The organism is Fructilactobacillus sp. X7R9C1 (assembly GCF_059901005.1).
Map to the genome: position 1 here is coordinate 246,031 of NZ_JBWXVG010000001.1, position 21,765 is coordinate 267,795.

Sequence of the window (21,765 nt, forward strand, 5' to 3'; positions counted from 1 at the left end):
TCTTATTATAATTCATTACTTTATAAATTAATGAGGTAATTAAATGTTTAACCAAAAAATAAAAAAGAGCCTATCTAAAAACTTCGCATTAATCCTAAGCTTTTTAATACCACTAGTTATTATGGCATTATACGCAGCATATCGCAATATGGCACCCTTCGGAAATAATACGATTCTAACGGTTGATTTAGGACAACAGTACATTGATTTTTTTGCATATTTTAGAAGAGCCATCTTGCACCATCCTTCATCAATTCTTTATTCGTTTTCTAACGGACTAGGGAATGAAATGATCGGGACTTGGGCTTACTATCTAATGAGTCCATTAAACCTTATCTTACTCTTTTTTAATAACGCATCCCTCCCATCAGGGATTCTCATCCTATTACTTTTAAAGATTGGCTTATCTGGTTTGACCTTTACCATTCTAGTTCGCAAACTTCATCTTACTAATTCTTCACTGATACTGTCATCATTTGCAACTGCATATGCATTAAATGGTTGGATGATTGCAAATAACCTAAATATCATTTGGCTCGATGCCATGATTTTACTTCCTTTAATTGTGCTTGGTTTAGTTAAACTCTTAAAAAACAACCAAAAACTACTTTTCATTACATCATATACCGCTATGTTGATCATTAACTATTATATGGCATACATGATTACGATTTTTATCGTAGCACTAACTATCTACTATTTAGCCATCCATGTTTCAAATATCAAAGATATGTTTGTTGGATTTTTGCGACTAGTCGCAAATGGATTAATTTCGGTGGGATTAGCTGCTTTCATTCTTCTGCCAACCATTTATTCACTGATTAACTCCAAGGGCCAGGGATTTTCTGATAAATTGAACTTTAAATTTGAATATCCAATGCTTGACTTAGTAACTAAATTTGCTCCTGGTGCTTTTAATTTTGACCAAATGCCCAAGGGCTTACCAAACCTTTTTATTTCAGAAACGATTTTGGTACTATTTTTGTTCTTTTTTGTTAATAAAACCCTTTCCAAAAGAACTCGAGTTTTAACTTTGGTAATGACCATCTTTTTACTGCTTTCAACGTGTTTTCAGCCTCTCGACTTATTTTGGCACGCATTTCAGTTTCCAATCTGGTACCCCTACCGCTTTTCGTTTGTAATATGTTTCTGGTTCATCATGGTCGCGCTAGTTAGCTTATCTCACATTCGGGCAATTAGTTTTAAGCAAATTGGAACGTGGCTCATAATTTTATTGCTTGCGCTAATGGTCGCTTATACCATCATTAGAATGCCTCAATATAACTACCTTAAATGGTTCACAATCGTGATTGAAGGACTTCTGATTTTAGCCGCCATCATCGTTTTTTTAACCCACTTCCGGAATGAAAAATGGTTTAATTTGGGTGTTTTTTCACTAATTGTCTTTGGCATTACCATTAATCTTATTCTCTCTTTAAACAACATCTCATACTTAAGTAACTCAGAATACCGTGGTTACGTAAATAAATTAGATCATGTCACAACTTACCTGAAACATCATTCTTTAGATGGCCCATATCGAATCAGCAAGGACTTTTCCCGAACTAAAAACGACCCCTTTAACTTTAATTTTTATGGTGCTTCCTTATTTTCATCCGTCATGAATCCTAAAATGTCTGATCTAATTGGGAAGATTGGTCAGCCAAATGGCGATGGCGTAATCGAATATTCCAGTGGAACCATGGTTTCAGATGCACTGCTCTCAATGAAATACCATCTGGCTCGTCCCTACACCGCTTCAGTTGACGTTCCCGGTATTAGAGAATTTCCAGAACGATATGACCAAAACTCATACAAAAACATGGGATCATCTGAGGGATTCTCAGTATACGAAAACCAGTATGCGTTACCAATGATGTTTAGAGCCAGTAACCAATCAATCCACAAAAATGCTGCCAGTCCAGATCCCATTCAATACCAAGCACAATTATGGTCAAATCTAACGGGGGACAACCAAGTCCAAAGTCACCTCTTTTCGAGCAGTAACTTCAATCACGTCAGATATAACAACGTAACCAAACACAATCAACTTACTGGCACCATCTTCAACAAAGTCAACGTCTTACAGCCGGCCTCTCTTGATCTCACGTTTAAGCCAAAAACTAATGACTCTTACTACTTAACGATGGGAACAGCGTTAAATAACGGTAACTGTGATTTATCAGTTGATGGTAACCAACTGTCACTTAGTCCTGAATCTAATTCGATTAAGATCATTAACATTGCCAATAACGCAAAAAACAAAAAGATTAAAGTAAAAATCAGCTTGAAAAAGTCATCACTTTGGTTAGAAAACTTTACTTTATACCAGCTAAATAATTCTTTATTTAAACAAACCGATCGAAAACTTCAATCGGGAACCAAAAAAATATCCAGCCCAAACGCACGAACGGTAAAGGCTGATATAAAGACAAACGGTTCTAATTCAGTAATTACTTCAAGCATCCCGTACTCGAAAGGTTGGAGTGCCCAAATAAACGGAAAGAAACATTCAATCACGAAATGGGATCATTACTTCATTGCACTTAAAACTGGAAAAGGAATGAAGCACATTCAGCTTTCATATTGGCCACCATTCTTAAATATGGGAATAATCATTAGTGCTTTGACACTTCTCACCTTAATTTTAAGAAGTTGGTTTAAAAAAAGATATAATAAATAGGACAATCGTCTCAAGTGACGATTGCCCTATTTTAAATTAAAATTATTATTTAACTGATAATATCTTGACATGCATTACGCCAGCAGGAATATCAATATCAACGTTTTCCCCTACTTTATGGCCAAGCAAAGCCTGTGCAATTGGAGAATCATTCGAGATTTTTCCACTCATCGGGTCAGCTTCAGCAGCTCCGACAATTGTAAATGTCTCTGGCTCTTCATCAGGTAGTTCCTTAAACTGAATTTCTTTTCCAACGGTCACTTCATCTTCGTCGGTCTCTTCTTTATCAACCACTTGAGCGTATTGTAACATGTGCTCTACCGTAGCAATTCTACTCTCTAACATACTTTGTTCGTTTTTGGCAGATTCGTATTCAGAGTTTTCAGATAAATCGCCGTAACTTCTAGCGACTTTGATTCGATCAACAATCTTTGGTCTTTGATTGACCTTTAAATCTTTTAATTCAGTTTCGAGCTTTTCTTTCCCCTCTTCAGTCATCGGGTACATTTCATCTTCAGCCATTCTTACACCTCACTATTTTATTCAAAATTAAAATACCATTTAAATTAAAGTTTGGCAACTTAATTATATTGTCGTATCAATTGCATTACTAATCGGATCGTCACCAACGTCATTTAAAATTGACTGAATTTTAGTAACTAGTAAGTCAATTGCTACTTGATTTTTGCCACCCTCAGGAATAATTATATCAGCATATCGTTTCGTGGGTTCAACAAATTGGAGATGCATGGGGCGAACGGTTGCTAAATATTGTTGAATTACCGAATCAAGCGTTCGACCACGTTCTTTGGTATCCCGCTCAATCCGCCTAATGACGCGAATATCAGCATCAGTATCTACATAAACTTTAATATCCATTAGGTCCCGGAGCCTTTTATCATCAAGGATTAGAATCCCCTCAACAATAATTACATCACGTGGTTCTTGAGTGACAGTTTCACCACTCCGGGTGAATTTGGAATAATCATAAACCGGTTTCTCAATTGATTCATAGTTTAACAGCTGCTGCAATTGCTTAACCATTAAATCAGTGTCAAAAGCAAGCGGATGATCGTAGTTAACCTGTCTTCTTTCGTCCATCGTCATATTGGATTGATCCTTATAGTAAGAATCTTGCTGCAAGATTGCAATTGAATGTCCCAGCAAACGATTCAAGATTGACCTACTTACCGTTGTTTTACCACTACTAGAACCTCCAGTAACTCCAATAATTACGGGTCTTTTTTTGCTTTTCACTATTTTAATCCTCCACTATCGATCCATGTGAGTTTTAATGTTATTTTGTTGTTCTTTTAAGGTTTTAGCGTAATAAATCTTTTTAGTTTTCGGATCGGCCAAGAAATATAAATATCCTTTAGACATATCAGTTGGATATAGCACAGCTTGGACTGAGCTTACCGAGGGGTTATCAAATGGTCCAGGACCAAACCCTTTATTAACATAAAGATTATATTTGGAATTAACCATTAAATCACGTTTTGAAAGTGTCTTTGAGTTTTTATGAAGTGCATACAAAACGGCCACATCCGATTGAAGTGGCATCTTTTTATCAATACGATTTCTTAACACACCAGCCATCTTATTACGATCATTTTGACCTACACCTTCACGTTCAATCAAAGATGCTAACGTTAAAGTTTGCTGAACCGTCAGCTTTTGCTCTTTCATTCTTTGATAATATGGACCATACATTTGATTGCTTTTAGCGAGCATTAAACTGACCATCATCTTCAACGACGAATGTTTATGGACGGGATATGTCGCTGGATAAAGGTATCCTTCAAAAAGATAGCGGGTCCCCTTGGCATCTTTAGCGGACCCCAGTAATTCTGGATAATCCTTGGTCATTTCATCAAAGAAATTACGATTCTTCATCAGGGAAATAAATTCTGCCCTAGAAAAATCGGTATTTTTAGCCACAATATCCGCAATTTGGTCGATGTTAGCTCCTTCTGGAACGGTAACTTTACTATCATTACTTTGAATGGGTTCAAAACTTCCTCCCTTTTGTAAACTCCTAGCAATTGTATCTAGGGACATTGACGGCTTTAATTGATAATATCCTGACTTAAAACTAGTGATGTTGTGTGATTTTACATAGTAATTAAATACCATCCCACTTTTAACTACCTCTGACTTCTGTAAGATTGCCCCAATCTTTTTGGTGGAAGCGCCTCTTGGAATGTTAACTTGAGTCACTTCATTATCATGAGGATCCAGTGGTTGAAGTGAAGTTTTAAAATAGTGATGTCCAAATAACGCAATTGCAATTACTAAAATTACAATAATTGCAATCACGGAATAAATAATTTTCTTCCCAAATGAACTAGTTTTAATTTTGGAAATAAAACCACCCAAATGACTTTTTCTCTCACTCATTATGAATCCACCCTTATCTAATCTCAGCGCTTAATTCAGTGGTCAAACGTTTTTGTATTTTATCAACCGCTTTATCAACAATGTCGTCTTTCAAAGTGGCGTTAGGATCTTCAAAAATCAATGAATAGGCAATTGATTTTTTGCCTTCAGGCACATTTTGCCCCTGATATACGTCAAACACAGTAGCATTTTGTAAGTAGGCCCCACCTCTTCTAATAATTACATTATATATGTCCTCATTAGTAATGGTACGATCCACTAACATAGCAATATCACGATGAATAGCAGGGTACTGACCAACCTTTTGGTATTGTTGTCCAGACTTAGGAGCCACATTTAAATAATCAAGGTCAAGTTCAAAAACATAGGTTTCTTTAATCTTAAATTGTTTAGCGACTTCTGGATGAACTTCTCCCACAAAACCGATGATGTGATCATCTAGTTTAACAAGCGCTGTTCTACCTGGATGCATTTCGAGAATTTTATCAGTCGCAACATAAGTAACGTCACCCTTTAAGGAAAGACTTTCTAAGTATTTTTCAAGAATTCCCTTAATTTGATAAAAATCAACTGACTTAGCTTTCTGGTCCCAGCTTGGAGCAACTAACGATCCAGAAATGGCACCAGCAATATGTTCCACTTCGTCTGGTCTTATCTGATCAGGAGTTTGCTTATAAAAAACACGACCTTGCTCATAAAGTGGCACATTAAGCACGTTTCGAGCCTGGTTATATGCCACATCATCCAATAATCCTGAAATTAAATTCATACGTAAAACGGCATGATCTTCTGTCATTGGCCACTGCAAATTAGTCTCATGACTACCATTTACCATAAACATCTTTGCCTTGGCTTTTGTAGTTAACGAGTATGACATAGCATGCGTTAATCCAAGTCCCTCAAGTGTTTCTCTAGATTTTCGAATCATTAATTGCTTTGGTGTTAGTCCACCTTCAGTCGTTTGAGTGATTGGTAATGTTGACGGAATATTGTCATATCCATAGATTCTGGCAACCTCTTCAATTAAGTCAGCATCAATTTGAATGTCCCAACATCTAGTAGGAACCGTGACCGTCAGATCGTCTCCAGATGCCTCAACTGAGAAACCTAGACGTTTAAAGATTGAAATGATTTCCTCGTTACTAAGATTAGTCCCAAGAACGTGATTAATATGAGAAGTTGAAATTGAAATCACTCGTGGCTTAACCTCAACATCACTCCCACTAACAACCCCTTGCTGAGATTGACCAAGAGCTAAATCTTGGGTCATTCCCGAAGCATACTCAAGTGCTTGTTCAACGTTTCCGTGGTCAATTCCCCGTTCAAAGCGTTGTGAGGCATCCGTGTGTAAGAGCTGTTTTTGTGCCATCTTCCTGGTTTTAACCGGATCAAAAACTCCTGCCTCCAATAAAATATTCTTAGTGCCAGACGTAACTTCCGAATTTTTTCCACCCATTAGTCCTGCTAAAGCAATTGGCTGGTCAGCCGCAACAACAACATCCGTGTCGGTTAATTTACGGTCATTGCCATCTAGAGTCGTAATTGACTCACCATCTTTAGCATTTCTAACCTCAACCTTATTAGTTTTTAATTTGTCAAGATCATAGGCATGCATTGGCTGTCCAACCTTAGTCATAACAAAATTAGTAATATCAACGACATTATTGATTGGTTTAATGCCTGAATTCCATAATTTAATTTGAAGCCAAAGTGGACTAGGCTTCACGTTTACGCCCTTAACAACTTTAAGCTTATAAATTGGCGCTAAATTAGTATCAGCCTTTGCTGAAACAAATTCCTCGCTGTCGTGTGTTCCAGTTGGAGCACTAGCATGTTCGATGAAGTCAACCGACTCATTAAATACCGCCCCCAAATCATAAGCAGTTCCACGAACACTTAACATGTCTCCACGATTAGGAGTGACGTCCAAATCAATTAACGATTCATTCATTCCCAAATAGTTATAAACCTCGTCACCAATTCGGGCATTATCTGGTAAGAAATAGATTCCGTCTTTCCATTCATCAGGTACCAATGACTTATCAAACCCGATCTCATCTAAGGCACAGAGCATACCGTTTGATTCAACTCCACGCATCTTGGACTTCTTAATTTTAACGTTATTGGCAATTCGCGCTCCAGATAAAGCAACAATAACCTTTTTGCCTACCTGAACGTTTGGCGCACCACAAACAATCTGAATCGGTTCTTGTTCGCCGACATCGATCTGCGTAATGTGAAGGTGATCTGCATCGGGGTGATCCTTAATGGACAAGATTTTTCCAACCACGATTTTCTTTAATCCATCACTCCGCTTAAAAACGGAGTCAACTTCAACTGACGTTTTTTCAATTTTGTTAGCTAGTTCTTTTGGAGAAAGCTTAATTTGAACGTAGTCTTTCAACCATTCATAAGATATCAGCAAATTTATTTCCTCCCTTAATCAAATTGTGACAAGAAACGTAGATCATTAAGATAAAAGTCTCGAATATCGTCTACTCCGTATTTCAGCATGGCAAATCGGTCGGGACCCACCCCAAAGGCAAATCCACCATATACACTACTGTCTACTCCAGCCATTTTTAAAACGTTAGGATGAACCATTCCTGCCCCAAGGACCTCAATCCAACCTGTATTTTTACATACATCGCAACCCTTTCCATTACAATTAAAACAGGTAATGTCTGCTTCAACTGAAGGTTCAGTAAACGGAAAGTAGCTTGGTCTGAGACGAACTTTAAATTTATCCCCAAACAATTTGTGTGTCATTACTTCAAGAGTTCCCTTTAAATCAGCCATCGTAATGTGCTTATCAATCACAATTCCCTCTACCTGATGAAATTGGTGAGAATGAGTTGGATCATCAGTATCACGTCTATAAACTACGCCCGGGGAAACCATCTTTAAGGGTCCTTTAGAAAAATCATGTTTTTGAAGTGCTCGTGCCTGCATCGGTGAGGTATGAGTTCTCATTAAAATATCCTTGGTAATATAAAAAGTATCCTGCATGTCTCTTGCGGGATGGTTCTTCGGCAGATTCATCATTTCAAAATTATAAACTTCCTCTTCTACTTCCGGACCCGAAAGAACCTGGTAGCCCATTCCAATAAAAATATCATCAATTTCATCAATAATTTGTTGGATAACATGAGGATGCCCCTTTGGAACCGAGTCCCCTGGCAGGGTGACATCAATCTTTTCATCCTTTAACTTTTGGTTTAGAGCAGCTTGATCTAATTCCAATCTTTTGGAATCAATCTTTTTTGAAAGTTCGTCTCTAACTTTATTCGCCAAGCTACCAATCTTTGGTCTTTCTTCGACTGGAAGTGATGATATTCCATGAAGGGCTTTAGTAATTGAGCCTTTTTTTCCTAAAAGTTTCACCTTTAAATCATTTAAAGCTTTACTATCACTAGTAGCCTCAATATCCTGCAACCCACTGGATTTAATTTGTTCTAAATCTTCTTTTAAAGCCATACTAACCTCCAATTCCATAAAAAAAGCTCCATCCCAAAAAAGGGACGAAGCATCGCGTTACCACCCAAATTCACACCAAAGTGTGCACTTATAATGATGAATAACGACATCGACCGAACATTTTAATATTCAATGCTAACATCAAAAAGCGAATTCAACCGTAACGTCCAATTTCAGCTAACATGAACTCTCTGTGTTCGTCGGTCTACTACTTCTTTTATCATTGTATTTAAATAAATATTATAGCAATTTTTATCACTGGTCAAGCATGATCAGGATCACACCACTTGTCAGACCATCCATGAACCGCCTTCATAATCGGACGAAGTTCTTCACCCTTAGAAGTTAACTGATAATAAACCACTCCAGAGTTCTTATCAGCTTGTCTTTTTACGATTCCCACTTTAGCCAACTCTTTTAAGCGTTCGGTCAATACACGATCACTACATTCCTCAACTTTATTGGCTAATTCGCGAAATCGAAGTGGTCCGGCCAATAAAAATGATTCAATGATTAAACCGTTCCATTTTTTCCCTAGAATTTGAAACGCCACTTGAAATTTAGGACACAAATGAATGATTTCTTTATCAGTTAAATCCATTCTCATATCCTCCTAACTTATCTTTTTAATAATCCTTTAACTTTTTTCTTCATCGGTGAGAAAAATTCATCAACTGCCGAATAATCATCAACAAGTGAAACAATCACACTTTCCATGTACTTGGGTCTTGCAAGGGTTAACCCCCACATATGTTTTAGAATAATATCTTGTTCCTTCGGAGTGATATCAGTGATCTTTTTGGCGTTTCTTAGGGCAACACGTGGATGAATATATGCATGTGAACCTAAATCAAACTTAGTAGTTCGCCAATCATAATAGAATAGATCATGCAATAATCCGCCACGGGCAGCCGCTCGATAATCTAAATTCATCTTTTTAGCAATTTTATAACTCTCATAAGACACTGCAATTGAATGCTTCAATCTAGTCGAATGGTGATGTTGGGTGTAATCACCTAATTTTTGAATTTGCGGACTTTCTAACAAATCAGAAATGATTGAAACATATTCAGGGTCATCTTTCCACGATTCTGTTTCCATACTACATTACTCCAATCCGTCTCTAGGTTAATTCTACCCAATTAGATAAGTTCCATTCAATCATAAGGACTCACTTTAAGAAACAATTTAATTTTTGATTCGAAACATGATAACAGCAGCCGCAATTGCCACATTTAAAGATTCAGCCTTCCCCTCAATGGGAATATACAAATTATCATCAGTTAATTTTAGTAAGCCAGGGCTCATTCCATTCCCCTCATTACCCATAATTAAAGCGAAATCATTTTTAGAAGGGACATCTCGATAGTTAATGGCACTGGAATTAAGCTCTGTCCCATATACCTTAATTTTTAGCTTCTTAAACATCTCAACGGCATGTTCTAGATTCATTTTAACAATCGGAAGATGAAACTGACTTCCCTGCATGGCACGTAAAACCTTCCCGTTATATTCACTAGAAGTTCCGTCACCAAAGATCACTCCAGAAAAACCTGCGGCATCCGCTGTCCTTACCATCGTTCCGATATTACCGGGATCTTGAACGTTATCAAGCAGAAGCCAAGCTCCGCTAACTTTAGCAACATCAATCTTTGGTTCTTCAATCTTACACACGGCAAAAATTCCTTGAGTTGTCGAAGTATCACTTAATTCAGTAGCAACTTCATCTGATATAACAATGATATTTTCACCAGAAAGGTCATCTCCATGAGCCAAATATTGATCTTCGGTTGCTAAGATGGTTACCAACTGATCTGCTTTAAGATAATTCATTGCCTCGGATACCAGATGCCAACTTTCAATTAAATATTCTCCACTCTTTTTTCTTCCTTTACTGGTATGTAACTTTTTAATATCTTTAATGGTTTGGTTTTGTTTAGAATTAATTCTTTCCATTTATATTCCCCTTAAAATGAATTAGAATTGATATTGTTGTTCTTATAATATCACAGTTACGGTAAACGCTTTTAAGGAGAATCATTTTGTCAAACAATCAGTCAGTCAAAATAATCGTTTCAGGACTTGTCCAAGGCGTTGGATTTCGATATAGTACTAAAAAAATCGCAGATCAATATTCGATTACTGGAAGTGTCCAAAACATGCCCAACGGAACCGTTTTAATCATCGCAAATGGGACTAAATCGGAGTTAGACGATTTTATTCATTCAATTAAAACTGCACCCAATAGTTTTGCTAAGATCCAAAACATTAAAACACAGTCAATTAAACTTCCAAAAGTTCCAAATTCATTTTCAATTAAAATCTAACTTGAAATTGCTGAAATATTCTTATTAGGTTAGTATGTAACATGTTACTTAAAAGTTAGGAGTTAACTAAATGAAAAAAATTAAGAAACTAGGTTTATTCGGTTTTATTGCCATGGTTGGCATTTTTTTAACTGGATGTGTAAGAACCGATTCAAAGGGACGTCCCTTTGGATTCGTTTATCATTATTTAGCCGTTCCCGGGCAACACGTTATGGATTGGCTAGCACAATACGTTGGTGGCTATGGATGGGCTTTAATTGCAATTACCGTAATTGTTAGAACCTTGCTTTTACCAATGATGATTAGTCAGATGAAAAAATCTACTATTCAACAGGAAAAAATGAATTTGGTTAAACCACAAATGACCAAGATTCAACAACTCCTAAAAAAAGCAACGACCAAAGAACAGCAGGTTGCCTTAAATCAGCAGATGATGCAACTCTATAAAGACAACGGAATCAGTATGACAGGTGGGATTGGATGCTTGCCATTATTGATCCAGTTGCCAGTGTTTGCTGCTCTGTATGCAGCTATTCGTTACTCACCTGAAGTTTCTCATACCGTCTTTATGGGCATTAAACTAGGCCAATCCAGCATCTTATTAGCCGTCTTGTCGTTTCTGGCTTATGCACTTCAGGGATACCTTTCAACCGTTGGGATCCCTAAAGAACAGAAAAAGCAAATGGCGATTATGATGTTAATTAGTCCGATCATGATTCTATTTGTTACTCTTTCATCCCCAGCTGGATTAGGAATTTACTTCTTTATTGGCGGATTATTTGCCTGCGTTCAGACCTTTATCATCAATTTGTCCCGTCCACGAATTAGAAAACAAATTAATGAAAAAGCCCAAAAGAATCCTCCCAAAGTTGTCATTCCAAAAGAATTAGAAGAAGAGATTGAGACAGGGGCCGAACCAAGTTCAACAACCAGCTCCAAAAATACAGTTTCTAAACCTGGAGAATCCGAGACTGAGATTGAACACGAAAACAACCGAAAACGTAATGCGGGAAAACAACAGCATCATAATCATAACGAGTAAATAAAGCCGACAATTAAATTGTCGGTTTTTTAGTACAAAAAAAGAACTTCAAAAACCCATGGTGTTTTTGAAGTTCTTTATTTTAAATTAACCCTTTTTGGCAACTACTTCTTTACCGTCATAGTAACCACAGTTAGGACATACAAAATGTGACTTACGTAGTTCGCCACAGTTAGGACATGGGCTCATGCCAGGAACTGATAAACTGTCATGCGAACGACGCATGTTTCTTCTTGCTTTAGAAGTTTTTCTCTTTGGTACAGCCATTATTCACAACCTCCTCTTAATTTGATTTCCACTAGTGAATTTTTAAGTCTTGTCATCGTCTGAAGGTTTGAAATCCTTTAATTTTGCAAGACGTGGATCAACATTTTTATCTTCTTCCACCTGTCGATTAAAATCATCTTCAGAAATAACTTCCCAGTCATTTCCTTCAGGCATTGCTTTGCCCTTCTGCTCTTCTGGTGAAAGAACTTGCATCGGAATGTTGACAATTATGTTATCAGCAACTGCTTTATCAAAATCAATCATCAAGTTATCACCAACAACTAACACTACTTCTTCATTATCATATCGATTTAGCGCAGTTTCAGTTAACACATAAATCTCACTAATGTTAAAATCCATGGGTAACTTAACTGGGGTTAACGATCGTGAAGAAGGAACTGTTACACTACCCTTGACGTGAGCATCTATAATCACATCTCCGTTGTCAGGAGTGGCAGATACATCAACGTCAAAGGAAGTGGCATCAAGAATACTTTTCGGATATCGATTCATTAAATCGTCTTTTAAATCCACTGTCTCATGGGTTGTAAACGGCTCTTTCTTATATCCTAGTAGTTTTTCAAATGACCACTTCATAATTTAACCTCCAATGCAACACGACTAATTATACATACCATAAAATTCATTGTCAAGGTCCTATCCTTGATAGCACGGTCTTCTATATAACAATGGGATAAGTAAATTTATCTTGCATTCGACCATTGATCATTCCATAAAGAATTCCAGAACGGCATTCTAGTTCCAACGTATTATTAAATTCTTCTTTTCCAATTCGATCAACGATAGGATATGGGATTGCTTTTTTAACTTGATTCAGATAACTTTTCCCGGTATCGTTCATTCCCAAAACTCGGACAACTGGATTATAACTAATCATTTGTGTTTTCTTTATTTTAAATAACGTATAGACCAGCAGTCTTTGAATCCTAGTGTAGGTATACCGTTTTGTCTTAACATCTTTAATAAACGCCTGATAGGTTGTGTCTTTGACCGCCATTTGCTTTAGACGATTCTCTAATCCCTCAGTCATCTGATAAATTTGATTTAAATCAGCTATCGAACTCTGAGTCAATTCATAACGTAAAAAGGGCCAAAAATCTGACCAGAAAACTGGTTTTTCGTTGTCTAGGACGACAGAAGAATTGGGAATAAACTTTTGGTAACGATGATCATGTGATTTAATTGAAGCGCGAATAGCTTTGCCACTCGCAATTTTTCCACTCAACTCTCCACTATTATGCTCACTACTGTACCGTTTAACCGGAACTAGCTTTAAAGGGGAACCCAACTTCTGATTGGCCTTTGCATACCAATACGCAAGTGTATCATTTGGCTTAATTAAATCAATTCCACTCTGTTCTTTAATTGTTCGTTGAAATAATTTTGGATAGGAAAAATTATAATTATGAAAATTATCAGACGGATGAACGTCAATAGATGCCAACTTCGTAAAATTCCAGTCACTGTGCTCACTACCAAACGATAAGTATGAACAGCCCAAAGCTTCTACAAGTTTCATCGACCGCTCTGCAAAAATACTGGCAGGTTGAACCGCATCCGATATTGGAAGTTCAATTACTAAATCAACTCCGTTATCTAAAGCCATCTGAGTGCGGATCCATTTATCATAGATAGCTGGCTCACCTCTCTGAGTCCAATTACCACTCATAAATATTACCGTTACATCCGCTTCAGTTCGTCTTTTAGCTTCCTGTAATTGATAAAGATGACCATTATGGAAAGGATCATATTCGGTTATTATTCCAACAGCTTTCATTTGGATTATTCCTCACTACATACAAAGAACCAACGGGTAGTATCATCTTTAACCTTATCTTTTCCAAAGTTACTCGTCACCTTAACGTTATTAAATCCGACTTCATTCAGTGCCTGAGTGTATTCTACCAAGGGATAGGTTCGTTCTTTATGGGTTTCATTATATTCATCAAAACCGTTAATATTCCGATTGTAATCAAAAAAAGATAGATCATGTTCCACTGAATGAGGAAAATCACCAACAAAGGTATTCCACATAAAAGCATGGTCACCATCGTTGGTGTTAAACATATAGCCTGGATAAACAACATCGGTCTGATAAGGGGTGATCACATCAAATAAGAATTTACCATTCTTAACAAGATGTCCTTTAACCTGAGCAAACATTGTTTTAACTTGCTCAATATTTTCTAAATAACAAATCGAATCGTCAAAACACGTAATGGCACCATAATTGGGTACACCATCCAGGTCTAGCATATTTGCATTAATTAACGCCACGTCAAACACATGGCTTTCATTTAAATGATCATTTGCGATGGCCAGCATATCATCCGATAAATCAGCTCCAGATACGACATAACCTGCTTTTTTTAAAGTAACCAAAAGACGACCAGTCCCACAGGCTAAATCTAAAATATGCTTTTCTTTAGGGACGTTATCAGCTACAAACTCATACCACTTTCGATATAGATGATTGTCAAATAATTTATCATAAAATGACGCAAACTCAGAATAAATCATATCAGTCTTCACTGACCCAATCAGTTATATCAAGATCAGGAGCGTCAGACCAAAGCTTCTCTAAGTTGTAAAAGGACCGTTGTTCACTCTTAAAGACGTGAATAATAATATCACCGAGGTCAATTAATACCCAAGATCCTGTATTTAGCCCTTCGACCCGTAAAACTTCAACGTGCTCCTCACTCAATCGATCAATAATATCATTTGCGATTGCCTTCACCTGACGAACACTAGGAGCATCCATAATGACAAAATAACGACCGACCAACGACAATTCTTCAATGTCTAAAACCACAATATCGTGGGCGCGTTTACTATCAGCAGTTTCAACAATATTTTGTAAAATCTTATTATTATCCATATAATCCCCTACTTTTTACCAGCAACAATTACATTAAAAGCTGTAATCGCACCGGGATAAATTGCCTTTCCGTTGCTTGCCAAATATGAAATGGTACTTTTAGTTTGATATTTAACACCATCCCATAAATTTTGATTGGTAATCTTACGAGCTTTTTCAACCCCATCAAAATCACGGGCCGGCTCAATGTAGTCAGCCATATAAGTAATCTGTGCAACTTTGTCCATGTCAGGCGATGCGATCGTATGATATTTAATCGCGTTTAGAATTCGACTATCATGAATCCCAAGTTCTGATTCCACAATCAGATAACCCACGTAGCCATGCCAAATAGCATTTCCATAATTAAGTAGTTCTGAATTCAAATGATGGGACTTAATAATGTCAATAAATTCCGAATCCGGCCGTTGTTTGGCATAATCATGAACCAGACCACTAAGTCCAGCTAAAGTTTCGTCCACATTAAACTCTCGTGCTAAGGTAATGGCGGTCTCTTCAACTCGCAAGCAATGTTGAAACCTTTTCTCTTTTAACGTCGCTTTTAGTTTGGCAACAATTTGATCACGATCATACTTAGAATATTTTTGATAATTAATTTTCTCTTTATCCATATAAATCATGCTCCTTAATGTACCGTAACACCGCATCTGGCAACAAATATCTGACACTTTCACCCTTTTCAAGATGTGATCTAATTAAAGACGATGAAATAGCTATCTCAGGTGAGTCAACAAAACTTACTGGGTACTTAGAAGACTCAGAATTACCCGGACGATTAACGCCAACAAATTTAACCATTTTAATAAGATCATCAATTCGATACCATTTTGGCAGATATTCGACCATATCGCCACCAATGATAAAGTAATAACCAACATCGGGATGAATTTTAGTTAATTCCTTAATCGTATCATAGCTATAACTTTTCCCCTTGCGATTTACTTCAATCATTTCAATTTTAAAATTAGCGTTATCCCTAATGGCTAAATTAATCATGTTAACCCGATCAGAAGCATCAATTGCGGACTTATAATCAACATGTGGTGGCAAATAATCGGGCATAAATAGAACTAAATCGAGGTTTAATTGGGTTAAAGCTTGTTCAGCCATAATTAAATGACCATAGTGAATGGGGTTAAAAGTTCCACCTAAAATTCCAACCTTTTTGCGCATCAATCAATCTCCTACAAATTTGCCACTTCAATCGATAATTTACGATAATTGTCCTTACTTGATTCCTTAAACAATAAAAGTGTCTTACCAATCGTTTGGACAACTTGGATGTCCGAGTTATTCTCAATAAATTGTTTAACGTCACTCACATCCACATCGGCAGATTGTTGAAGATTAATTTTAATTAATTCACGGTGATCAACAGCATTTTTAACTTCATTCATCCAAGTCTCATCTAACCCATTCTTTCCAACTGAGAAAATGGGCCGCATATGATTCGCTTTTGCTCTTAAAAATCGTTTTTGTTTTCCCTTTAAATTCATTATTAAATACTCCTAAAACATTGCTTTTCTAACTAACACTGACACACCCTTAGGAGCATATCCAGCAACCGTGGAACCTTTCGGAACGGTAATCCATCCCAGTCCTTCAATCACTAAATCACTTCTGTCAGTAATTTTAAATTCATGTCGTTTTAACTCAACGACGTTATCCTTACCAGTTGGTGGGGTCAATAATTCACCGGCATGTTTCTCAAAAAATTCATCAGCATTTGTTAATTTGGTTCGATGAATCATCAGATTATTGTCAGCATAAACGGTAAAGCCATGACGTTCCCCCGAGATAAAATCAAACCGGCCAATTGCACCTAAGAATAACGTCTGCCCTGGATCCAACTGATAAGTCCTGGGTTTAATCCGCTTTTGCGGAGAAACATACTTCAAGTCTTTAGAACTTAAATAGTGAGCCATCTGATCTTCATGAACTACACCAGGTGTATCGATCAACTCTTTTCCATCTTCCAACGGTATTTTGATCAAATCGAGGGTAGTACCAGGAAACTTAGAGGTAGTAATAACCTGCTTCTCACCAGTGCTTTGTTGGATAATTTGATTAATTAAGGTAGATTTGCCAACGTTAGTTACTCCAACCACATAGACATCTCGGCCCTTCTGATTTTTTGAAATGGCTTTTAACAGATCGTCGACTGATTGATTCGTCTTGGCAGATACTAATTCAATATCAATGGGTCTAATTCCATTCTTATTTGCCATTTGACGTAACCAATCTTTAACTTTGTTCTGGTTGAACGACGATGGCAACAAGTCTGATTTGTTACCAACTAAAATAATCGGATTGTTACCAACAAAGCGCTGAATCCCAGGAATCATACTTCCATCTACATCAAATACATCCACGACGTATACTACTAACGAATCAGTGTCGCTAATTTCACTCAATAACTTTACAAACTCATCATTTGAGATGCTAATTGGTTCAATTTGATTATAATGACGAAGCTTAAAACAACGCTGACAGTATAATTTTCCAGAATCAATTCCCTTCTTGATTGCTGATTTAGGCGTGTAACCAGCCTGTTTCGGATCGGTATCTTGAATTTGTGCCCCACACCCAATGCAATATAAGGGCTCATTATTTTCATCATTATCCATTAATCAATATCATCCTTCCACTTTAAATCACTGTACTTTCGCGTCAATTGTGCATATACAAACGTTTCAAAGAAACGATTAATCCGTGTGTTCCACGCATCTGAAGTAACCAATGGCTTTACCAAAATACTTCTAATTCGAGTATTATTAGCGGCCCATATATCAGTTAAAATTTGATCTCCCACCATTACCACTTGGCTTCGTTTTAAACGATACGTTTTAAGAGCCCTTAAAATCCCAAAAGTAAGTGGTTTTAAAGCCCGGGCAATAAATGGTAACTCAAGACTAGTAAGAGCTTTCTCTAGTCTTTCCCGATTATTATTTGAAACCACAATCACCCTGATTCCATGATCTCGGACTCTTTTGAGCCAATCGTGCAGTTCTACGGTTCCCTCAGGATTATTCCACGGAATTAGGGTATTATCTAAATCGGTCAGAATTACATTAATCCCGTAACTTTCAAGTTTTTCTGGGGAAATTTGATAAATATTGTTAACCATCCAAGTCGGTTTGAATAATGATAGCATATAGACCTCTCTGTAAATAAGAATTGATGTTTCTATTTTAAATCATTTATGTATAGATTGGGAGCATCCCAATCCGATAAAAAAACTTTCACCAAACAAGAGCGGTGAAAGTTTTTTAGGCTTATTTTAATGCTGCTTTGGCTTTTTCCGCTAATGCAGAAAAGGCATCAGCATCGTTAACTGCTAAGTCAGCTAACATTTTTCTGTTCATATCGATGTTAGCAAGTTTCAAACCATGCATGAATTTACTGTAACTCAATCCATTATTTCTAGTGGCTGCGTTAATTCTTGCAATCCAAATCTTTCTGAAATTACCTTTATTGGCACGACGGTCACGAAAGGCATATTCCTGTGACTTCATTACTTGATCTTTAGCAGTTTTGAATAAACGATGCTTAGCACCGCGGTATCCCTTAGCTAATTTAAGAACACGCTTACGACGATTACGTGTGGTAGTTCCACCTTTTACTCGTGGCATATTAAAATCCCCCTATACAAACTATATTATTCGCTTATTTTTGTAGTAATTCTTTGTAAGTCTTCAAGTTTGACTTAGCCATCATACGTGTTCCACGTAAATGTCTACGTTGCTTCTTAGTTTTACCGTGAAAACGGTGACTAGTGTAGGCATGACCACTCTTTAAACCACCATTAGCAGTTTTTCTAAAACGCTTTGCGGCAGCACGATTTGATTTCAATTTTGGCATATTATATTCCTCCTCATCGATTCATAACCCAATTAAATGAGTTATTTCTTTTCATTCTTACTTGGTGCAAGCATTAAGAACATACTTCGGCCATCCATCTTTGCTCGTTGAGTTACATCGGCAACGTCAGAAGTAGCTTCCGCCATTTTATTTAAGACATCTCTTCCAATACTTTTATGGGTAATGGCACGTCCCTTAAATCTAATAGAAACTCGAACACGTTCACCCTTTGTCAAAAACTTCTTGGCATTTTTAAGTTTGGTGTTGAAGTCATTACTATCAATCGTAGGACTTAACCTAATTTCTTTAACACTAACAGTTTTTTGACGCTTTCGAGCTTCACGCTCTTTCTTTTGGCGATCAAACCGATATTTCCCGTAATCAATAATCTTGGCTACAGGTGGTTTTGCTTTGGGAGCAACAACAACTAAATCCAAATTAGCTTCTTCAGCAATTGACAAAGCTTCTCTAGTAGATTTAATCCCTAACTGATCTCCATTAGCACCGATTAGTCTCAATTCGCGAGCATGGATACCCTCGTTAACCATCTTATCTCTTGCTATGGTAATTCACCTCCAGGTAATTTTAAGCAGAAAAATAGCGGATGCTACAGAGCACCCGCTACACCTAAAAACATTAGGACTTTCATTCGTAGAATGCCCAGCGATCAAAATCACTCAGGCGAGAAGCGGGAAGCTTCTGCTTTTGACTACATAATAATACCAACTTTATTTAATTTTGTCAACTGGCTTGGACTCTTCTTCATCGTTACGTGAATAAGTAGCAATATCATGTAGAACTTCTGAAATAAAGTCATCAATTGACATATCTTTACTATCGTCTTCACCATACTTACGAACAGAAACCGTATTATTCTTAATCTCATCATCACCAACAACTAGTGTATATGGAATCTTCTTGGTTTGAGCATCACGAATCAAATAACCCATCTTTTCGCCCCGCTCATCGACATTGGAACGTAAGTTTAGTGCACGAAACTTTTCGTTTAATTTGCGAGCATAGTCACCGTGTTTTTCATCACTAACCGGGATGATTTGAATCTGATCGGGTGCAAGCCATGTTGGAAAAGCACCCTTATACATTTCAATCAAGTAAGCGGTGAACCTTTCCATGGTAGAAACAATCCCTCTATGAATCATAACCGGACGGTGTTCCTTACCATCTTCTCCGACATAGTGAAGATCAAATCGTTCCGGTAACATAAAGTCCAGTTGAATGGTAGATAACGTCTCTTCATTTCCCAGAGCCGTCTTAGTTTGAACATCAAGCTTAGGACCGTAAAATGCGGCTTCACCTTCGGCTTCAACGTAATCAAGACCTAAGTCATCCATGGCACCCTTTAACATCGTTTGCGCTTTGTTCCACATCTCATCATCGTCAAAGTACTTTTCGGTATTCTTTGGATCACGATAACTTAATCTGAACGTATAGTTATTAATGTCAAAATCATGATAAACTTCCATCATCAAATTCAAGATTTTTTTGAATTCTTCTTGAATTTGATCAGGAGCAACAAACGTATGACCATCATTTAAAGTCATTTCACGAACTCGTTGAAGACCACTAAGTGCACCAGACTTTTCGTATCGATGCATCATTCCTAGTTCAGCAATTCGTAGAGGAAGCTCTTTATAAGAACGAATATGATGATTGTAAATCTGAATATGAGATGGACAGTTCATTGGACGTAGTTCCAACATTTCGTCATCATCCATCTTCATTGGTGGAAACATGTCGTCTCGATAGTGATCCCAGTGACCAGATTGCTTATACAAATCCAAATTAGCTAATACTGGGGTATAAACATGTTGGTAACCATGAGCAATCTCTTTATCAGTGATATAACGCTCAATTGTACGACGAATCGTTGCACCCTTTGGCATCCAGTAAGGAAGACCAGCCCCAACCTTTGGATCGACAAAGAATAAGTCGAGGTTATTCCCAATAACACGATGGTCACGCTCTTTAGCCTCTTTACGCTTCTTCAAATCTTCATCTAGGTCATCAGCTTTAAAGAAGGCCGTGCCATAAATTCTTTGAAGCATTGGATTGGATGACTTACCTTCCCAATAAGCACCAGCAACAGACAGGAGCTTAAAGTGTTTTAGATCTTTCAAACTTGGAGCTACTACCCCTTGAGCTAGCGTTTTAACCCCATCGATACTGTAAAAAAGAATATTATCAGAATCAATATTGGCAATTAGTTGTGCTTGATAAGGATCACCATCAACTTCTTTTAAAGCGTCGTCCTTACTTAGATAAACCCTTTCGACGATAGCGTTATTTTTGATGATCTTTTTCATTTTATCAGCTAATTCATCTAGTTCATCTGAACTAACTTGACGATCTTCCTTGTCAGTATCAACAAAGAAACCATCTTCATCAGCGGCAATTTCACCAATGCGAATATCATGATACTTTTCTTTGACCGCCGTTTCCAGTAACTGAGCAGCACCCTGTCGTAGGATTTTAAGACTCTCATCAGAACCGGAAGTAATGATGTCAATCTTGCCACCATCTTTTAGTGGTTGCATCAAATCAACAACTTTTCCATCAATCTTAGCCGCAACTGCCTTTTTGGCTAGACTAACTGAAATTGACTTGGCAATATCTGCTGCAGTAACCCCCGAATCAAATTCTTTCTTGTTACCATCTGGAAACTCAAATGATAATTTAGCCATTTTACTCATTCCTTTCATAAAAAAAGTCCCTAGTAAATCAATACTAGGGACGCCATTAGCGCGGTTCCACCCAAATTCGTCCATTTATCTGGACATCTCGTTTA

The 21,765-nt window shown here is 37.2% G+C and carries 25 protein-coding genes and 2 other annotated features; of the genes, 3 read left to right on the plus strand and 22 right to left on the minus strand.

Going from position 1 to position 21,765, the window contains the following annotated elements; all coding sequences use genetic code 11:
- The first annotated feature begins 43 nt into the window (after window positions 1-43).
- On the plus strand, window positions 44-2,683 hold the full coding sequence (locus AC6UD0_RS01255; protein WP_500707885.1) for a YfhO family protein: 2,640 nt from the start codon (window positions 44-46) through the stop codon (window positions 2,681-2,683).
- 45 nt (window positions 2,684-2,728) lie between these two features.
- Here AC6UD0_RS01255 and greA read toward each other — a convergent pair whose 3' ends face one another.
- The 8 genes from greA to AC6UD0_RS01295 all read right to left on the minus strand — a co-directional run bounded on the left by greA (window position 2,729) and on the right by AC6UD0_RS01295 (window position 10,516).
- Window positions 2,729-3,205: a transcription elongation factor GreA gene (greA, locus tag AC6UD0_RS01260; RefSeq protein WP_500693680.1), complete on the minus strand. Its 477-nt coding sequence runs from the start codon at window positions 3,203-3,205 to the stop codon at window positions 2,729-2,731.
- Window positions 3,206-3,268: 63 nt separating this feature from the next.
- The gene (udk, locus tag AC6UD0_RS01265) at window positions 3,269-3,943 is read right to left on the minus strand and encodes a uridine kinase (RefSeq protein WP_500707933.1); all 675 of its coding nucleotides are present in this window, start codon (window positions 3,941-3,943) and stop codon (window positions 3,269-3,271) included.
- Between the two features lie 12 nt (window positions 3,944-3,955).
- A complete protein-coding gene (mltG, locus tag AC6UD0_RS01270) occupies window positions 3,956-5,083 on the minus strand; it encodes an endolytic transglycosylase MltG (RefSeq protein ID WP_500707886.1) in 1,128 nt (375 codons plus the stop codon).
- 13 nt (window positions 5,084-5,096) lie between these two features.
- Complete coding sequence (pheT, locus tag AC6UD0_RS01275) at window positions 5,097-7,508, minus strand: phenylalanine--tRNA ligase subunit beta (protein WP_500707133.1); 2,412 nt, start codon at window positions 7,506-7,508, stop codon at window positions 5,097-5,099.
- A gap of 14 nt (window positions 7,509-7,522) precedes the next feature.
- On the minus strand, window positions 7,523-8,560 hold the full coding sequence (pheS, locus tag AC6UD0_RS01280) for a phenylalanine--tRNA ligase subunit alpha (protein ID WP_500695707.1): 1,038 nt from the start codon (window positions 8,558-8,560) through the stop codon (window positions 7,523-7,525).
- A gap of 37 nt (window positions 8,561-8,597) precedes the next feature.
- Window positions 8,598-8,793, minus strand: a binding site (T-box leader).
- Between the two features lie 29 nt (window positions 8,794-8,822).
- Window positions 8,823-9,161: a winged helix-turn-helix transcriptional regulator gene (locus AC6UD0_RS01285; RefSeq protein WP_500693676.1), complete on the minus strand. Its 339-nt coding sequence runs from the start codon at window positions 9,159-9,161 to the stop codon at window positions 8,823-8,825.
- A gap of 17 nt (window positions 9,162-9,178) precedes the next feature.
- Window positions 9,179-9,661, minus strand: a complete 483-nt coding sequence (locus AC6UD0_RS01290; protein ID WP_500693675.1) for an HDIG domain-containing metalloprotein — start codon at window positions 9,659-9,661, stop codon at window positions 9,179-9,181.
- 87 nt (window positions 9,662-9,748) lie between these two features.
- Window positions 9,749-10,516, minus strand: a complete 768-nt coding sequence (locus tag AC6UD0_RS01295) for a TrmH family RNA methyltransferase (protein WP_500707887.1) — start codon at window positions 10,514-10,516, stop codon at window positions 9,749-9,751.
- A gap of 86 nt (window positions 10,517-10,602) precedes the next feature.
- Here AC6UD0_RS01295 and AC6UD0_RS01300 point away from each other — a divergent pair, with 86 nt between their 5' ends.
- Together AC6UD0_RS01300 and yidC are read left to right on the plus strand one after the other, a co-directional pair.
- A complete protein-coding gene (locus tag AC6UD0_RS01300) occupies window positions 10,603-10,887 on the plus strand; it encodes an acylphosphatase (RefSeq protein ID WP_500693673.1) in 285 nt (94 codons plus the stop codon).
- Window positions 10,888-10,957: 70 nt separating this feature from the next.
- Window positions 10,958-11,929, plus strand: a complete 972-nt coding sequence (gene yidC, locus AC6UD0_RS01305; protein WP_500707888.1) for a membrane protein insertase YidC — start codon at window positions 10,958-10,960, stop codon at window positions 11,927-11,929.
- A gap of 87 nt (window positions 11,930-12,016) precedes the next feature.
- Here the strand turns inward: yidC and rpmF are convergent, their stop codons facing one another.
- From rpmF to thrS, 14 genes are all read right to left on the minus strand, one after another.
- Window positions 12,017-12,196 (minus strand): 50S ribosomal protein L32, encoded by a 180-nt coding sequence (gene rpmF / locus AC6UD0_RS01310; RefSeq protein WP_010021570.1) that lies wholly within the window; start codon window positions 12,194-12,196, stop codon window positions 12,017-12,019.
- A 42-nt stretch (window positions 12,197-12,238) separates the two neighbouring features.
- Window positions 12,239-12,793, minus strand: coding sequence for a YceD family protein (locus tag AC6UD0_RS01315; RefSeq protein ID WP_500706584.1), 555 nt, complete (start codon window positions 12,791-12,793; stop codon window positions 12,239-12,241).
- An 82-nt stretch (window positions 12,794-12,875) separates the two neighbouring features.
- Window positions 12,876-13,994 carry a nucleotidyltransferase gene (locus AC6UD0_RS01320; RefSeq protein ID WP_500696744.1) on the minus strand — a complete coding sequence of 373 codons (1,119 nt, stop codon included), beginning with the start codon at window positions 13,992-13,994 and terminating at the stop codon, window positions 12,876-12,878.
- A 5-nt stretch (window positions 13,995-13,999) separates the two neighbouring features.
- Entirely contained in the window at window positions 14,000-14,737 is a 738-nt protein-coding gene (locus tag AC6UD0_RS01325; protein ID WP_500696745.1) for a class I SAM-dependent DNA methyltransferase, read from the minus strand.
- 1 nt (window position 14,738) lies between these two features.
- Window positions 14,739-15,098, minus strand: coding sequence for a ribosome silencing factor (gene rsfS / locus AC6UD0_RS01330; RefSeq protein WP_500693669.1), 360 nt, complete (start codon window positions 15,096-15,098; stop codon window positions 14,739-14,741).
- A gap of 8 nt (window positions 15,099-15,106) precedes the next feature.
- Window positions 15,107-15,709 carry a bis(5'-nucleosyl)-tetraphosphatase (symmetrical) YqeK gene (gene yqeK, locus AC6UD0_RS01335; RefSeq protein WP_500707889.1) on the minus strand — a complete coding sequence of 201 codons (603 nt, stop codon included), beginning with the start codon at window positions 15,707-15,709 and terminating at the stop codon, window positions 15,107-15,109.
- Window positions 15,702-16,271 (minus strand): nicotinate-nucleotide adenylyltransferase, encoded by a 570-nt coding sequence (locus AC6UD0_RS01340; RefSeq protein ID WP_500707890.1) that lies wholly within the window; start codon window positions 16,269-16,271, stop codon window positions 15,702-15,704. The genes yqeK and AC6UD0_RS01340 overlap by 8 nt, the downstream gene beginning before the upstream one ends.
- 11 nt (window positions 16,272-16,282) lie before the next feature.
- The gene (gene yhbY / locus AC6UD0_RS01345; protein WP_500695713.1) at window positions 16,283-16,594 is read right to left on the minus strand and encodes a ribosome assembly RNA-binding protein YhbY; all 312 of its coding nucleotides are present in this window, start codon (window positions 16,592-16,594) and stop codon (window positions 16,283-16,285) included.
- 12 nt (window positions 16,595-16,606) lie between these two features.
- Window positions 16,607-17,725, minus strand: coding sequence for a ribosome biogenesis GTPase YqeH (yqeH, locus tag AC6UD0_RS01350; RefSeq protein WP_500701031.1), 1,119 nt, complete (start codon window positions 17,723-17,725; stop codon window positions 16,607-16,609).
- The gene (locus tag AC6UD0_RS01355) at window positions 17,725-18,270 is read right to left on the minus strand and encodes a YqeG family HAD IIIA-type phosphatase (protein ID WP_500707934.1); all 546 of its coding nucleotides are present in this window, start codon (window positions 18,268-18,270) and stop codon (window positions 17,725-17,727) included. The genes yqeH and AC6UD0_RS01355 overlap by 1 nt, the downstream gene beginning before the upstream one ends.
- A 103-nt stretch (window positions 18,271-18,373) precedes the next feature.
- Window positions 18,374-18,730, minus strand: a complete 357-nt coding sequence (rplT, locus tag AC6UD0_RS01360; RefSeq protein WP_010021582.1) for a 50S ribosomal protein L20 — start codon at window positions 18,728-18,730, stop codon at window positions 18,374-18,376.
- 34 nt (window positions 18,731-18,764) lie between these two features.
- Entirely contained in the window at window positions 18,765-18,959 is a 195-nt protein-coding gene (rpmI, locus tag AC6UD0_RS01365; protein WP_010021583.1) for a 50S ribosomal protein L35, read from the minus strand.
- Between the two features lie 41 nt (window positions 18,960-19,000).
- On the minus strand, window positions 19,001-19,507 hold the full coding sequence (infC, locus tag AC6UD0_RS01370) for a translation initiation factor IF-3 (RefSeq protein WP_500707892.1): 507 nt from the start codon (window positions 19,505-19,507) through the stop codon (window positions 19,001-19,003).
- Between the two features lie 38 nt (window positions 19,508-19,545).
- Window positions 19,546-19,670, minus strand: a sequence feature (ribosomal protein L20 leader region).
- Between the two features lie 17 nt (window positions 19,671-19,687).
- On the minus strand, window positions 19,688-21,661 hold the full coding sequence (gene thrS, locus AC6UD0_RS01375) for a threonine--tRNA ligase (RefSeq protein ID WP_500707935.1): 1,974 nt from the start codon (window positions 21,659-21,661) through the stop codon (window positions 19,688-19,690).
- Window positions 21,662-21,765: the final 104 nt, after the last annotated feature.

Excerpts from the sequence above, each read along its gene's own strand:
- rplT (WP_010021582.1), bottom strand. The coding sequence starts at position 18,730 with ATGCCACGAGTAAAAGGTGGAACTACCACACGTAATCGTCGTAAGCGT.
- pheS (WP_500695707.1), bottom strand. The coding sequence starts at position 8,560 with ATGGCTTTAAAAGAAGATTTAGAACAAATTAAATCCAGTGGGTTGCAG.
- AC6UD0_RS01320 (WP_500696744.1), bottom strand. The coding sequence starts at position 13,994 with ATGAAAGCTGTTGGAATAATAACCGAATATGATCCTTTCCATAATGGT.
- AC6UD0_RS01295 (WP_500707887.1), bottom strand. The coding sequence starts at position 10,516 with ATGGAAAGAATTAATTCTAAACAAAACCAAACCATTAAAGATATTAAA.
- yqeH (WP_500701031.1), bottom strand. The coding sequence starts at position 17,725 with ATGGATAATGATGAAAATAATGAGCCCTTATATTGCATTGGGTGTGGG.
- yqeK (WP_500707889.1), bottom strand. The coding sequence starts at position 15,709 with ATGGATAAAGAGAAAATTAATTATCAAAAATATTCTAAGTATGATCGT.
- AC6UD0_RS01325 (WP_500696745.1), bottom strand. The coding sequence starts at position 14,737 with ATGATTTATTCTGAGTTTGCGTCATTTTATGATAAATTATTTGACAAT.
- AC6UD0_RS01255 (WP_500707885.1), top strand. The coding sequence starts at position 44 with ATGTTTAACCAAAAAATAAAAAAGAGCCTATCTAAAAACTTCGCATTA.
- greA (WP_500693680.1), bottom strand. The coding sequence starts at position 3,205 with ATGGCTGAAGATGAAATGTACCCGATGACTGAAGAGGGGAAAGAAAAG.
- AC6UD0_RS01315 (WP_500706584.1), bottom strand. The coding sequence starts at position 12,793 with ATGAAGTGGTCATTTGAAAAACTACTAGGATATAAGAAAGAGCCGTTT.
- yidC (WP_500707888.1), top strand. The coding sequence starts at position 10,958 with ATGAAAAAAATTAAGAAACTAGGTTTATTCGGTTTTATTGCCATGGTT.
- rpmI (WP_010021583.1), bottom strand. The coding sequence starts at position 18,959 with ATGCCAAAATTGAAATCAAATCGTGCTGCCGCAAAGCGTTTTAGAAAA.
- rpmF (WP_010021570.1), bottom strand. The coding sequence starts at position 12,196 with ATGGCTGTACCAAAGAGAAAAACTTCTAAAGCAAGAAGAAACATGCGT.
- rsfS (WP_500693669.1), bottom strand. The coding sequence starts at position 15,098 with ATGGATAATAATAAGATTTTACAAAATATTGTTGAAACTGCTGATAGT.
- AC6UD0_RS01290 (WP_500693675.1), bottom strand. The coding sequence starts at position 9,661 with ATGGAAACAGAATCGTGGAAAGATGACCCTGAATATGTTTCAATCATT.
- thrS (WP_500707935.1), bottom strand. The coding sequence starts at position 21,661 with ATGGCTAAATTATCATTTGAGTTTCCAGATGGTAACAAGAAAGAATTT.
- yhbY (WP_500695713.1), bottom strand. The coding sequence starts at position 16,594 with ATGAATTTAAAGGGAAAACAAAAACGATTTTTAAGAGCAAAAGCGAAT.
- mltG (WP_500707886.1), bottom strand. The coding sequence starts at position 5,083 with ATGAGTGAGAGAAAAAGTCATTTGGGTGGTTTTATTTCCAAAATTAAA.
- AC6UD0_RS01340 (WP_500707890.1), bottom strand. The coding sequence starts at position 16,271 with ATGCGCAAAAAGGTTGGAATTTTAGGTGGAACTTTTAACCCCATTCAC.
- infC (WP_500707892.1), bottom strand. The coding sequence starts at position 19,507 with ATGGTTAACGAGGGTATCCATGCTCGCGAATTGAGACTAATCGGTGCT.
- AC6UD0_RS01285 (WP_500693676.1), bottom strand. The coding sequence starts at position 9,161 with ATGGATTTAACTGATAAAGAAATCATTCATTTGTGTCCTAAATTTCAA.